We start from the raw sequence: 15,062 nt of genomic DNA on the forward strand, positions 1-15,062 counted from the left end.
ATTTTTATTGTTTTTGGTTACTTTCCATATAAAAAGGAAAGGGTGTGATGTGAATTTTATTATTCTAGTATTCTTTTGATTTAATTTTAAACACTAATAGTTTTAAGTTGCTTTTATTGAAAGTCAATTAGAATTACATTAATTTTCTTTGTGCGAAAATTGATATATTATTTATAGGACTGGCAAAGTTTTTAATTCTATACATAAAAACTATAAATGTTTTTTTGATTTAAAAACCGTTTCATAAAGTTATTATTTACAAGGGTGGAATTAAAGCAAATAATAAAAGTGAATGGTAGGTTAAATAAGGTTTTATTTATATTCTTGGCCGTCATAACTGTATTCTTTACCTGTTTTTATCCAAGTAGAGTGCAAAGATACCTAAAAAGGCAAATGCGGTCATATACAACAGCTCCTAGCGGTTTGCTAGAGGGCGTTAAGTTCCAAAAAACAGCACTGGGTAATATAGTTCAGGGCCAATATACCAGTTTAGTAATAGGCCCAGATAACAAATTGTATGCAGGTTGTATAGATGGTAAAATAAAGCGGTTTGTGATACGTCCAAATGGTGATTTGTCGCTAGAACATATTTTTAAACCATTTGGAGAGGAATCAAAACTTACCATAGGATTAGCTTTTGACCCAGCGTCAACTGCGGATAGTCTTATCGTTTGGACTACATACTCTGAAACTAACAGTAGTTGGGCAAGTTTTCATGACGCTGAACAGGAGATTGATAAGTCAAAATGGGCCGGTAGTATGAATCGCTTGCAGTTAGATGCGAAAACTGACCGGATTTTAGAGAATGAGCATATACTAAAAAGCCTACCTTGTTTTGGCCCAAATCATGAGAACTTCCCAAATTCTATTGTTTTTGGTACAGACGGAATGCTTTATTTTGCGCAAGGAGCTAACACGGGTATGGGATGGTGTGATTGTGAAGAAAATCAAGAACCTTCCCGAGAAGCTTTACTTTCCGGAGCGCTTTTATGTCTTGACCCTAGCAAATTACCCTCTATTTTACCCATTGATGTAAAAACGTATGACGGAGGTGGTAGTTATGACCCTTATGACAAGGATAAGCCCTTAAGTATATACGCAACGGGTATTAGAAATGCGTATGATATAGTTTGGCACAGCAACGGACAACTCTATGCAACTGTAAATAGCTCTGGAGGTAATGAAAATACCCCTACCTCAGACCAACAATCGCCTTACTATATTAAACCTTATTCAAAAATAAAATATACCGGGCCCAATAATATTCCGGCAGTATTTGGCGCTCAACCCGATCAAGATGATTTCATGGTGCGAGTAGAAAAAGGGGGGTATTATGGCCATCCTAATCCACTAAGGGCTGAATATGTCTTAAATAATGGGGACGAAGATTTGGATAATTCTGAATACAACGGTGTTAAGCCTGATGCTAATTTTAGAGGATTTACCTATGATTTTGGACCCCATATGGCTCCTACTGGTATTGTTGAGTATACTAGTGAAACCTTCGAGGGAAGGCTAAAGGGATGCCTGATTGTAGCCCTAATGGGTCATAAAGATTTGGTTGTATTAAGACCAGGGGGTGAAAAAAAAGACATTGTTCAAGATTACGATGGCACAAGAATGGGTCTAAAGTTGGATACTAGTCCTTTAGATTTGGTAGAAGATAAAAATACAGGAAATATTTATGTATCGGAATTTGGTAAGCGCACTATTACCTTATTTCATCCTATTGAAAAGGGGGGGCGCAAGGCTGTGCTTGTTTATGATGAAAATACGTCCAATAAAATAAAAAATCCTTTAGAAGAAGGAAAAATAATATATCAGCAAAATTGCCAAATGTGTCACGGTATTAAAGGAATAGGGGCAATGGCTCCAAGTTTGGTTGATAATGAATGGATAAATGGAATAGATGCAATGTTTTCAGTAATTCAAAACGGATCAGATAATAATAGAATGCCTGCATGGAAAGATAAACTTTCAAAGGAAGAAACAAAAAGCGTTGAAAGTTATATTTTGTCTTTAGTAAAAAAATAAATGGTATCCTAATTTAAGGCAATTCGCTAATTATCAAAGGTTTTTTATTGCTTTTTGTTTGTAGTTCATCTACTCTAACAGGTGTAATGTCTATCTCGTTCCTTGTTTTAGTCCTAAGTTCCTTCAATATCGTTTCAACTTCGTTTTCCACATTTTCTATTGAATTAAAAACATAGCGCAGCTTTACCGAATAATCTTTGTTTTGAATCAGTTGTACCTCTCTAATCGTATGTAGTAATTTTTCAAATAGAATAGTTAAATGTTCACTGCGTACGGTCAGGCCCGATGGAGTTTTTAATACTACAGATTGTCTACCTCTTACATTATCCATTAAGGGTAGTGGGATGCTACAAGAGCAAACGGTATCCAATAACTTGCCTCTATCTCCAATTTCATATCTGATGAGCGGAAATATCTCATTATGTAAATCTGTAATTAGGATTTTACCTGTTGTGCCCACGGGAACTGGGTTGTTGTTTTCATCAACAATTTCAACGTGTACGGCATCATGCATGATATGGAGGCCCTGCTGTTGTGGACATTCTGCTGCTATGGTAAAAACTTCAGTATTGCCATATTGATCGCAGACCGGGGCACCAAATGCGGTTTCCATAGTCTTTCTTTGGTTTTCAAAAAGAGGGGCAGAAGTTACCCAGACCATTTTTGGTGGGTGTATTTTTAAGTTGTTATCTAATAAAAAGAGGGCGAATTCATAAACAACATCTACATAACCTTGTAAAAGAGTAGGTTTTAATGAATTGAATTGATTTACAAAACGTTTTACATTACGCAGATTCATTTCTGATCCTGTTAAAAATATACGTCGGGTGGGCCACCACAAAATAGTATTGCCCAATCTTTTTATGAAAGGCCTTTTGTAACGATAGATAAAGGCTTGGTTTTCGTAGGGTTTTATGTTCCACCAACCTAGTATGCGCCATTGGAGTACGGTGTAGGGAAAGCGGGTGTCATGTAAGACAGAAATAGGCCTTCCGGTACTGCCAGATGAAGATACTTTTCTATATGTATTTTTAGATGGATTTCCTGCAATAAATTTTTCGAAATTTTGGGCTAAGTCATCTCGTGTAACTGGAGGTAGGTTTTGAAAATCCTCCTCATTGGTCATGTGGAGTTGGTTTTCGAAACCTTCGTACTTAGTTTTATAAAATGCCGTATTCTTAATAGCATAATTTATTATACGTTTCCTTTTTTCGAAATTAAGTATCTGAATTTGACCAGATTTCAATTCGTTTTCCGCCCTTAAATGTGACCTATGAATTTTAGGCTTTAAAGTTTTTGTTTTTAAATCGAACAAAAACTTTTTCAAGTTTATTTTGTTTTTTTTCAAGCTATGGTTTTTTTGGTAACTGGTAACTGGTAACTGGTAACTGGTAACTCAAGAGGGGGAAGAGCCTTAAGGTCAGTTAAATGTATAGTATATTTCTTTTTTTTGCAATCACATCTCGACCAGATTCGTTAATTTAAGGTAAACGACATGTGCAATTAGTAACTATAGTAAATTTTTATCTAGAGACGTCATAATGGTGTTAATATCTAAATATTTTTTGGCATAATTATGAGCGTTACTTTTTATACAACATAAATTTTTGTTTTGGGTTAGGTCAATAATTCCTGCAGTAAGTGCATCTCTATTTTCTGCCTCAATCAAATAACCCATATCGTATTTGGATACAATAGAATAGAGGTCGGTTCTTTCATTTGCTGTAACTAATGCAGCACCTCCAACAGCTAAAATGGTCGTGAGTTTAGAAGGCATAACTAAATCACTTGCGTTCTTTTTTTGAATTACCAAATGAATATCTGCCATGTTTAAGAATTCATTAAAAGCTTCTTTGGGCTGTAATGGCATAAAATGAACATTTTGGAGCTGCATTTCTTGAGCCTTTTTCTTAAGAACCTCTTTATAGGGGCCTGAACCACAAATAATAAGTTTTACCTTAGGTTGCCCCAGTAGAGCTTGGGCTGCATACAATATGTTTTCTAAGCCTTGTTTTTCGCCAATTCCACCAGAATATAGAACTGTGGTATCATCTGCCTCAAAACCAAATTTCACTTTTAAGTTAGCGTTATTGGGAATCGGGTAGAAAAAATCGGTATCTGCCCAATTCGGTAAAAATGCAACTTCTCGTTTTGTTTTTTTACTGATTCGTTTTATCATAGCATCTGAGATACTACTAATATTCTGGGAGTTTTTAAATACAAAATTTTCAACCCTAAATAAAAGCTTAACTAAAGTTGCAGATTTGATCATACCCAATTCTGCAGCGGCTTCAATTTGTAAATCTTGTATGTGATGCAGATGTTTCGCTTTTTTAATTTTTTTGTAAAATGCACCTAAAACACCTGCTAAAAATGTTGGTGCAACGCTAATTACGTACGTATATTTCTTCTTGCAACAGAATGTCATAATTTGTAGTAGGGCGGAAGCGAAGAACGAAAAATCTGAAAGGATACGCGTGAGCCCACTAGGTTTTTTAGGCACATACATAGGGCACCGATATACGGTAAGCCGGCCGCCGCTGGGGTAATTGGTGGTCTCTTTTAGGAACCAGTATTTATGTTTTACATAAGGTTCTTGAACCTCCCACTGCGGATAATAGGGGTAACTTGTTATGACGGAGCAATCGTGGCCAGATTGCGCAAGCCATTCCATCATTTCGCCACTGTACTTACCTATACCGGTCAGTTCTGGCGAGAAGTTATATCCTATGTATAGTATTCGTTTTTTCATAGATTCTTATATGATGTATTAGAAAAAAGTCTAATAGGTCATTATTTTTTAAAATGGTTAAAATTGTAATGAACCTTAACCTATCCAATTAAATTTTACAAAAACATCGTTTAATACTCACTTTGCTTTTATTTCCACCTAACCTTAGTTTGAGTTGCTATGGGTTTAGTAATTACGTTGTTTCCTTCTTGATTTGAAACGATAACCGAACCCACAGTAATTACAGTATCCGTACCTATGGTAACATTAGGACCTATAAAACAACATGCTCCTACCCATGCCCCATCTTTTAATGTTATAGGTCCATTACGGTAAGGCATAGCAGGGTTTCTATAATCATGATTTCCACCACATAAAAAACTACGTTGGGAGATACACACATTATTTCCAATGGTAAATTTTTCAAAATTCAATAAAAAAGCTTCTTCACCAATCCATACATGATTACCGATTTCAAGTTTCCAAGGAAAATGAATATTTACCCTTGGCTTTATGACTAAACCTTGCCCAATTTTAGCGCCAAATAATCTTAGTAGCGTTGTTTTTAGACTGCTTGGATAGGGTAGAGCACTAAGGAAGAAAATCACCTTAATTAAATACCAACATAGTTCTTTAAGCCTGCTAGCACCGCGATCTAACCCAACCGAAGCGTCAAAATCTTTTAAGGATACTTTGGAAGTTGCTTCTATCATATGACCTGTGCTTTAAGGTTGTTGGTCAAACTTCTGGCCGCTTGTGCCACCGTGAAATGTTTTTGGTAAACTGCGTAGGCATTTTTACGCATTTGGGTAAACTCATCGTTCGTAAGCTTTGAAGCCTGTTCAAGTAACTGGCATGTACCTTCGTAGGTGTCTTCCGTTACTAGACCCCCATCACCTTCAGCAATTTCTCTCCAAATATTAACTTTGTTTGAAATAAGAACAGGGCAATTACAGGCTAATGCCTCTACAACGGCTATTCCAAAATTTTCTTGATGGCTTGGTAGTACAAATGCTTTTGCACCAGTAAAAGCCGCCCATTTTGCATTGCCGGTAACCATTCCCGCATATATGATGTTGCTCTTTAAGAAATTATTACTCTGAACAATTTGATCTAAGCTTTTTCCAAATTCTGAGTCCATTCCTGGTCCTGCGATAACCAGTTTTGGTAATTTATCTTTTGTTGTTTCAAATGTAGCGTATGCCTTTATTAGATTAAGAAGACCTTTCTTTGGGTGTATCCTACTTAGAAATAATAGATACTCTTCATTTGGTAATAGACCACATTTTTTTTTGAATGCCGTAATGTCCGTTACTTCTATTGGTGTAGGAGGTAGAATGCCGTAACCTACATTAATTTCTTTTTTTGGACGGTAGCCGGTAAAAGTTTCACGGGCCAACACCAATTCTTCTTGGCAAGTAAATAAAATACCGTCTGCCTCATTAAGAGTATTTTTTTCAACTAGATTCCAAAAAAGTTGATTTCTAAGGGCTTTTATTTTGCGGTCTGGAGCTTTTTGGAAATAGGGATCCAGCATGCCGTGAGGCATTACGAAAAACTTAGGAGTTTTCTTATTTTCTTTTCTGAGCCAATTTATAGCCTTTCTAACGGCATAGCCATAATATTGCCACAGACCATGTACAATGACCACATCGTAAGATGATAAATTTGCTTTAAGCCATGTAATTAATTTGGGGGCATAACCCCATGGTCCTTTTCCTGGACCTAGTTTAAAAATCTTAAAATCATCTTGATGCTCCCATTTCGTAGCTTCACCGTCAATAGAAACAACAGAATTATCTGTTTCTAAAGTCTGCATTTCTGGAATTGAATTACGAATACCTTGACAAGGCCCACCATAAGAAGGATCCATACTCTCTATAATTCTAAGAATTTTCATGCTGCCCATGTTTTAAATTAAATGACAAACCCGGTTTCTCTTTTAAAATACTTTGCATCCTTACTAATCTCTTTAATAGCCTTAGCTGGAACTCCTCCATATAAAGTATCTGTCACGATAAACTCTTTATTAAGTAATGATTTAGCACCTAATATTGAGCGGTCTGGTAGTTTAGCTCCACCTAATATGACAACATTGGTACTTATAAAAGTGTAATCACCTATGGAAATAGGAAGGCTATCTTGAATGTTTTTAATTACATTAATCGAATGTGTTAAGAATTGAGACTTATATCCGGCGATTGTTGAGAATTTTCCAATAGTTATTGTATTCGTACAATCTAAGTGATGATTTTTAGTGATTGCTGAAGAATGCCCTATATGCAGCTCTGGTCTTCTATCTAATTGATGGGCAAAATGCTTAGAATTAGATTCTGTGCTAAATCCGGTAATCCAATTGCTTCTGCCAATTTTAGAATGATCTGACATATTTACCATGTCTAAATTGATTATAACATTTAAATGGCCAATTTGTGAGCCAGGCCCCATAATAAGTTTCTTAGGGTAAACAAACGAGTAGCCTATCCTACATGAGGGATGTAATTCGTAACCATAAACTTTTTGGAGGATAAATCTCTTTATTTGCCATGGCAAAATACAAATCAAAGTCTTTAAAATCATAGTTGGAGGTTATCTTTGAAAAAATCTAAATATTTATCAATCATAATGGAGGAATCAAATCTTTTAATGTTTTCGAAACCTCTTTTTATTAATTGATTTTTTAATTCCGCGTCTTGTAATTTTAAAAAAGCATTTGCGAAATCTACAGCACTATTGGGATTCGCATATAAGGCTCCCTGCTCTCCAACCTCTGGCATAGGGTTCAAGTTACTTGCTATCGATGGAGACCCACAGGCTTGCGCTTCTATCAAAGGCCAACCAAAACCTTCGGAAAAAGATGGGAAGATAAATGCTGTACAATTCGAATATAATGCGACTAACACATCATGATTAGGTTTTGATATGGATATTACACGATTTTCCACACCTAAAGTTTTAGCATATTCCATTATTTCATTAGTTGCGGGCTTTCCTGCAAAGCAAATATTTCCTTTCCATTTTTCTTTTAACTCTACAATTAGATCTATTAAAAGCTTTCTATTTTTTCTTTCTAGATTAGAACCAATATGAAAAATAAACTCATTATCGGGATTTAAACTAGTAGTGGAGATTAAAGAAGCTGCCCTTTCTCGATTCATTGGTTTGAATGGAGCATTGAAGCCATTATAAATTACTTGCCAGTTTTTAAGATCAATAACTTCTTCATCACTAAGTTCAATTAATTGATTCATTGTGAAGTTTGATACAGCTGCTAAATTATTGGCATTGGATAGGTTTTTAAGTATCCATTTTTGAAGAATTTTTCCGAAAGGTGTTGCCGGACAATATGCATCAGCATATCCTAGACCACCTCTAATAGCTAGAACATCATGACAAGTAATCGAAGAGGTATTTTTAGGTAAATACGGAAGGTATATTGCATTAGAATGGTCGGTAATATGATAAACTATATTTTTGTTACTTTTTAAACGATGTATTAAAAGGTGGCATGGGAAAACGATGTATTTGTCCATATATCCAAACCATTTAGCTAACCCTTGTTTTGTAGAACTAAAAAATAAGCCAAATAGAACGGTAGGTTTCAAAACCTCAACTTCTATATCACGGTTCTGAAAGCCATTTAAAAGCATGTTTAGAAACCTGTCCATGCTTTCTTGGCCATCCAGTTTATAGTTTCCTATAAGTACAATTTTCATTATTCAAAATATTTTTATGTTAAGTATCCTTTGGAATCATTAAACATCCTTGGCTTTTAATTTTGTTCACAGATTAATGTGAGATTTGTAATTGACTAATATTGTGTATTACATGGTGCCATTTTTTATAATTCTACAGTTTCTTTAAGATAAGATGGTTTTAATTTTAAAAAACTTTTTTAAGTCTAAAATATTTTCTTTCTAAAAACTTCAATTTCCATTGTGTTGATTGCTTTTCTAAATAGTAACAGCAAACGATAAAGACAGGCAAAAACATTAATTGATAAATTAGACTAACTCCATTTTTTTGAAAATAAATTAGAAAAGGGTAGTGCAATGCATAAATGGCATAGCTACCTTCTCCTAGCTTGTAAAAAAATCCATTGATAACTTTTTGAATTTTTTGTGTGTTTAGACCATCGGTAAGAATCATGGTAAAGTAAAAAAGACCATTTAAAAGCATTCCTTTTCCGATAAGGTTGATACTATCTGATGGAATTTTTACACTTGAAATAGTTAAAATAAGGCCAACCAATAGGTTTAGAGAAAAGAATAGGTTCTTTTTCTTCAGCATGACGAAGCAGTACGAACAAATGTAACCTAAGATCCATGTAACAAAACCGACTAAAAATAGAAAATAGGGCACGAATATGACTACTTTATTTATAACAATGCCGAGTAAAACCACCATTATTAGGATAGTGTATTTTTTATATAGGTTTAGTTTTTTTAAAAACTTTTTATTGATAAAGTATACTAATGGAAATATAAGATAGAAAAACATTTCGTAAGACAAGGACCATAGAGGTCCATTCAGTCCGTATGGTACCACCCAAGATTGAGGTATTGCATTGGTTGTTTGCAGAAATAATAGATTACCGAATAAGTTCCGAAGACTAAAGTCACTCATGTATAGAATGTTTAGACTAATACCTATAATCAAAGATAGAAGTATTGCAATCCAATAGATGGGTAAAATGCGTTTAAATCTTCTGTATAAATAGCCATTTACACTACTCTTGTCATTAAGTGGGCGTTTTAGTGTGCTTAGGCCTATTGAAAACCCGGAGATGATAAAAAACAGTAATACCGCTTCATCATTAAGTTCAGATATAAAATCAAAAATCGCAAAAGAGATATCACTGAAATAACTTTTAAAAACTGCTTTGTTTAACTTGAATATATGGTGGTACAGAACAATTAAAGCAGCTATTCCTCTAATGCTATCTAAAATCTTTAGCCGCCCGAATTCTCTTCTTTTTATTTCTCCCATTACTGTATGTATTTTGTGCTTTTCTGACCGTTTAATATCTTCAGAAAATTCATTTTATGAACTAATATTATTATGGCAATCGCTAAGCAATAGGCTACAGTATCTGCTAAAATAGCGTCTAATCTTTTTTCTGTGCCAAATGCTAGATTAAATAGAAAATAGACCACATAGAGCGATACCATCGTTTTGCCGAAAAAAAACTCTGAACTTTTGGATATAAAAAGCCACAGTTTATAAATTAAAAAGTAAATAAGAACTGCTATTACAGAACCAAGCATAGAAAAATCAGCTAATGCTATTAGTAAAATGGAATCGGCAGAATCTTTATTTGTATGCTGTCTTTTTTCTAAGACTTTTTCTGAACCCAAACCTTTGTTAGGATTTATTGCTTTAGGTATGGCATGATCGACAGCTAGTAATGTAATTCCGCCCCATGTAATATCTCGCTCACTATCATTTATGGCGAGCCAGTATATGGCTCTATACAGATAGATTGCTCTGCTATCAGTTAATTCTGAAGCGCTATCACTGGACTTGCCAAAATTATCTATTCCATAATCGTATATCTTTTGAATCGAGACTATAGGTTGTTGAATCTTAAACTCAACAGGGGTTTGGCGAATTATATTATAAAAAGGAAAGTATACGAAGTATAAAAATGCGCCAAGTACTATGGCATATGATATAAGCTTTTTATTGATTAATGCTCTGTTGAAACTATATATAATTATTCCCACGAATAATAGTGTTTCTAGTAGTTCCCGGCGAGACAGCATAAGAAAATTAATTAGAAACAATATCATTGATGATATGGTCAACAAATCATATTTTTTTTCGTCAATATTTTGAACAAAAAGCACGGTTGATATCACCAAACCAAGCCTGAATATCGTGCCAAAAAACTGAATCATAGAAGATTGTTCGTAGCTTATATTCCTATTCGCTTCTTGAATTCCTTCAAAGGCTGCAATAAGGGACATGTGAGGTATGTAATACGTTATAGAAAATATTGGAAGTATCACCAGTATAACCTTTAAGGTTAAACTAGCTTTAAGCTTGGGGAATTTTTTTAGATAAAATGTTATGTTAATTGGTGAATTTTCATTCTTGTCAATTAAATTACTAGCAATGAGACAACCAATAAAAAAGAATAGAATATAGAAAAATACAAAAATGGTAGTATGCGTTGTTATTTTCCCAAGAGCTTTAAATACAGCTTCACTAGATTTAAGAGGAATGACAGCAAAATATAGTGTATTAAAAATTATGATCAAATCAAAAAAGTTAAGATCTTCTTTCCTAATCAATTTGCGACCAACAAAAAATGCTGGTACAAGTAAAATAAGTGATAGATATTTAATTAATAACATACTAGGATATTGCTAATTTATTGTGATGGTTAATATTTACCAGTCATCATTTCTGCTCGTTGTTTTTACTCATTTTTATAAAATATTTTACCCTTCTTTTTTTATTCCTCGGCGCTTGTCTTGCCAATTGGTGATAAACACCTTTAGGTCGGTAAATCCATCTATAATTAATTCCTTAAAAGACATACGCATAATCTTACAGCCTTCTGGCATTACTAGAAAAACCAATATTAAATCAAGAGAAACAGCTCCCAATGCAGCGCCAATAAGTCCAATTTGTTTTGATAGTAAATAGGTCAGAAAAACCGAAATAACAGCTGCTATTACTCCGTAAAAACCCATTTTTTTAGGCTCATTTACGGCTCGAAATACCATTTCTGTTGTGTACCATAAGGCGTTAAGTAACATGCCGGATATGAAGAGGTACCACATGGCCTCAGGTACTTCCAGTTCATTGTTCGTCCAAATACGATAAAACCATAAGCCAAATAAAGCCAAGAAAACAAAACCTACGACAGATAGTGCAAACACACCAAGTATAGATAGCCTGAAAATCTTTTTAGCGGTCTTCCAGTCTCCTTTTCCAATTTGATTGATAAGTTCAGGGAAAACAGTGGGTTCAACCATATATAGTAATTGGTTAAAGGAACGACTTAAAGTTCTAACAGTATTGAAAATAGCTACGGCTTCAGGTCCTAAAACAATCCGCACAACGAACGTAGTACCTTGAAAATAGATGATTTGCCAAAGTGGTAACATCAAATAGCTCAATCCTTTTGTAGTAATACCTTTTAAGATAGTATTATCCTTTTTACCGCTGTGTATTTTAAATAATCCAATAACCTGGCGACCTTTAAACCAGTAAATAATCATAAAAACCAACATGACCAGAAGTTGGGAAATGGCGAATTCTACAATGCCATAACCTAGTAGTAAAACCAATAAGCCTGCAAGTAAGTTCCCAGCAGCTTTAGATGTAATCAGGTTGATGCTCAGAGCAGCTTTTTCAGCTGCACGGTAATACGCTTCAATCAGTTGAAGATAAAATGTCAATAATTGAGAAAAAATAAGAATGGAAACAGCTAAGATTGCTTCTTGGCTATCTATTAATGATTTATCGAAAACATGAAAGTAATCTAAGGTCAAAACAGCAATGATACTAATCAGCATGGCAACTAGAACCATAACAGAGATGATGTAAACACCTGTTTTACTAATATTAGCAGCCTCTTGTCTACGGCCAGCAGCATAACTTAAAACAAAACTATTGGCGGCAGCTGAGCCAAAACCCAAGTTAGAAAATGCTATTACGCTAGGTATAATAGTAAGAGTCAGCCATTCTCCATAATAGGCCGCACCCCAGGCCGATATAAAAAACGGTACCAAAAATAATTGTTCAAGTACCCGAATCCCTTTTTGGAAAACAGAAGCCAGTCCATTGCTTAATACCCTTTTTTTTAGAGACATGTATTAGAAATTATCAATCATTGATTTTAGGTCCGTAACCATAGGCTTGTGCAGCTTCCGTATCGTTTAATAAAACCATTGTGTTTCTTAGTTTTCCATTTTTGTGAATGGATTCAATAGTTTTAGCATATTCACTTTTTGTTACATTTTTTCGTACAACGTATATGGTGCCATCTATATATGCGTTTAATGCAAAAGCATCAGATATGACTCCAATAGGAGGCGTATCAATAATTATGCGGTCATAATCTTTTTTTAGTTGGTCGACAAGTAGTTCTATTCTTTCATTTAACATTAAGCGACCTACTTGATTGACCTCTGTTCCAGCACCTATAAGTGAAAGGTTGTCTATGGAAGGGTGTTTTTGAATGATGTCCGATATCACTAAATTTTTCTGAACTATAAAATCCGTGAGCCCAGGCGTGTCCGGTAAATCAAAAGTTTTCATTAGTTGTGGCATTCTTAAATCGAAGGACAAAACTATAACGCGCTCCCCATTAGAGGCTAATGTAATAGCAAGATTGGAGGCAATAAAGGTTTTTCCTTCTCCTTGAACTGTAGATGTAACTAATAAGGTCTGATTCTTGTTGTTTTTTTTAAGATACTCTAAATTAAAGCAGAGTAAACGAAACAATTCTGCCGATGGCGTTCTACTGTACCCCTTTGTGGTTATCAAATCTCCATCTTTACTTTTAGCTATTTCTCCTAAAATAGGTGCAGAAGTCAAATTGGACAAATCCTCTATTGAAGAAATCTTATTATTAAGTAACTCTTTAGTATAGATGAAAGAAAATGGTAAGAAAAACCCCAAAATTATTCCGCCTAAATACATTGCTGTTTTATTAGGGCTTACAGGAAAAGTTCCCGCTTTGGGCAGACTTACTATTCTCGTGGAGGAGACAGGTGCCGCCAATGATAGTACTTCTTCTTCACGTTTTTGAAGCAGGTACAAATATAGCCCCTCTTTGGTGCTTTTATCACGACTAATATCTACCAATTGCCTTTCCATTGAAGGTACTTTAGCAATCTGCGCTTGATATTTATTCGCATTAGACTGTTGATTGCGTTGGGCGATCAGTAATCTGTTTTTAGCGCTCCGGACATTTTCAACAATAGCCTTGCTAAGATCATTTAATGTTCGATCTAAATTGACGATAATAGGGTTGGCACTAGAAGCTGATTGGGACATTTGCCCTTTTTGCAGTAAAGTTTCATTATACTGTTCAATTATACCTATTAAAGAAGGGTCGTTAGCACCTAGGGAAGGTGGTATAGGAGTATCGGGGTTTCCTTGCTGTAGGTACATTTCAATAGAATTAATTACATTAATTTCAGTCTGGTAATCCGAAATTAACTTTTTGTAATCATTAGCCTGAGCGATATAAAGACCTGCATTGTCGGTAACATTTGTAGGGTCATTTCTTGTCTTAAAATTTTCAACTGTTTTTTCTACTCCTTCAATCTCCCCAGATAGTAATTTCAAACGATTATCAATCATTTTGATCGTATTCTCGGCGAGTTCATTTTCATATTTAATCATCTCCTCTACGTAAGATTCGATAAGACCAGCAACTACATCTTCGCCTTTTTTCTTATTGATACTTAAGAAGCGGATGCCTAATAAATTTCCATCAAGATTTATAAGGTCTATACTTAGTTTCTCTAAGAAGTCACTTATTACTCGATCAGTATCAAGAATGGTAAAGTAAAATGGTTTTCCATTGTCTTCATATTCAGATGCTTCTTTTGCGTTAATGGTAAATGTTCCAAACGGTGCGGTTACAAGGTCGCCATAGGTATGTTGCGTTTTGTAGCTCTCGTTCTTTACAGTAGTTTCCAATTCATACTCGGTGTCGTTTATGAAAGTTATGTAGATAGGGAGATCATAAATTAAATTCGTAGCTGTTTCATCTACCAAAATCTCTATAGGTACGTCTTTTCCATAAATCTCAACATCGCGAACTTTACCTTCAATGTAATAGTTGATATTTAGAGAGCGATCAGTAATCACCTTTTCCATTAAACCAGTAGATCTTAAAATACCTATTTCATCTTCAACATTAGTGTTACTCTTAATAAGACCTAAATCTTTTATGTTTTGTGATTTCACTGAGCCTTGCCCAGCATCTTGGTTTTTTACAAGAAGGGTACTGGTTATTTCATATTGAGTCTCGGCCTTATATCTCAGATAAAGAAAAACTGCAGCCAAGCAGGTGATTAAACCTATGGCAAAAAGAGGCCATTTTTTTAAATATTTTGAGATTAGTTTGGTAATATTCGTCTGTTCCATAAAATGAAATCCGTTTAGTGTAAAACTTTTAAGTTGTTTGAATATGAAGGGCCATATTTGATGATTTTGCCCTCTATACCTATTTTATTATAACTACTAAATATTATTAATTTTGGCAGCCTATATCAAAGTAATATAACTTCAATCGGTCAAAGAAAAGGGATTTTTTATACACCCAAAA

Annotated in this window: 11 protein-coding genes; 1 reads left to right on the forward strand and 10 read right to left on the reverse strand. The window is 34.6% G+C overall.

The genetic code is table 11. The features are described from left to right. Window positions 1-393: 393 nt before the first annotated feature. On the forward strand, window positions 394-2,034 hold the full coding sequence (locus KO521_RS19065; RefSeq protein ID WP_215941486.1) for a c-type cytochrome: 1,641 nt from the start codon (window positions 394-396) through the stop codon (window positions 2,032-2,034). A gap of 13 nt (window positions 2,035-2,047) precedes the next feature. Here KO521_RS19065 and KO521_RS19070 read toward each other — a convergent pair whose 3' ends face one another. From KO521_RS19070 to KO521_RS19115, 10 genes are all read right to left on the reverse strand, one after another. Continuing rightward, window positions 2,048-3,382 (reverse strand): phenylacetate--CoA ligase family protein, encoded by a 1,335-nt coding sequence (locus KO521_RS19070; protein ID WP_215941487.1) that lies wholly within the window; start codon window positions 3,380-3,382, stop codon window positions 2,048-2,050. Between the two features lie 162 nt (window positions 3,383-3,544). Then, entirely contained in the window at window positions 3,545-4,786 is a 1,242-nt protein-coding gene (locus KO521_RS19075) for a WcaI family glycosyltransferase (protein WP_215941488.1), read from the reverse strand. A gap of 128 nt (window positions 4,787-4,914) precedes the next feature. Further along, on the reverse strand, window positions 4,915-5,478 hold the full coding sequence (locus KO521_RS19080; protein WP_215941489.1) for a WcaF family extracellular polysaccharide biosynthesis acetyltransferase: 564 nt from the start codon (window positions 5,476-5,478) through the stop codon (window positions 4,915-4,917). Beyond that, complete coding sequence (locus tag KO521_RS19085; RefSeq protein ID WP_252730111.1) at window positions 5,475-6,665, reverse strand: glycosyltransferase; 1,191 nt, start codon at window positions 6,663-6,665, stop codon at window positions 5,475-5,477. The genes KO521_RS19080 and KO521_RS19085 overlap by 4 nt, the downstream gene beginning before the upstream one ends. Window positions 6,666-6,682: 17 nt before the next feature. After that, entirely contained in the window at window positions 6,683-7,345 is a 663-nt protein-coding gene (locus KO521_RS19090; protein WP_215941490.1) for an acyltransferase, read from the reverse strand. Further along, a complete protein-coding gene (locus tag KO521_RS19095; protein WP_215941491.1) occupies window positions 7,342-8,481 on the reverse strand; it encodes a glycosyltransferase family 4 protein in 1,140 nt (379 codons plus the stop codon). Before KO521_RS19095 ends, KO521_RS19090 begins: the two co-directional genes overlap by 4 nt. Before the next feature lie 166 nt (window positions 8,482-8,647). Next, window positions 8,648-9,754 carry an acyltransferase family protein gene (locus tag KO521_RS19100; protein WP_215941492.1) on the reverse strand — a complete coding sequence of 369 codons (1,107 nt, stop codon included), beginning with the start codon at window positions 9,752-9,754 and terminating at the stop codon, window positions 8,648-8,650. After that, window positions 9,754-11,124 (reverse strand): hypothetical protein, encoded by a 1,371-nt coding sequence (locus tag KO521_RS19105; protein WP_215941493.1) that lies wholly within the window; start codon window positions 11,122-11,124, stop codon window positions 9,754-9,756. The genes KO521_RS19100 and KO521_RS19105 overlap by 1 nt, the downstream gene beginning before the upstream one ends. 87 nt (window positions 11,125-11,211) lie before the next feature. Then, window positions 11,212-12,591: a lipopolysaccharide biosynthesis protein gene (locus tag KO521_RS19110; RefSeq protein ID WP_215941494.1), complete on the reverse strand. Its 1,380-nt coding sequence runs from the start codon at window positions 12,589-12,591 to the stop codon at window positions 11,212-11,214. A gap of 13 nt (window positions 12,592-12,604) precedes the next feature. Next, window positions 12,605-14,881 (reverse strand): GumC family protein, encoded by a 2,277-nt coding sequence (locus KO521_RS19115; protein ID WP_215941495.1) that lies wholly within the window; start codon window positions 14,879-14,881, stop codon window positions 12,605-12,607. Window positions 14,882-15,062: the final 181 nt, after the last annotated feature.

Source organism: Zobellia uliginosa, assembly GCF_018860745.1.
Taxonomy (GTDB): Bacteria; Bacteroidota; Bacteroidia; order Flavobacteriales; family Flavobacteriaceae; genus Zobellia; species Zobellia uliginosa_B.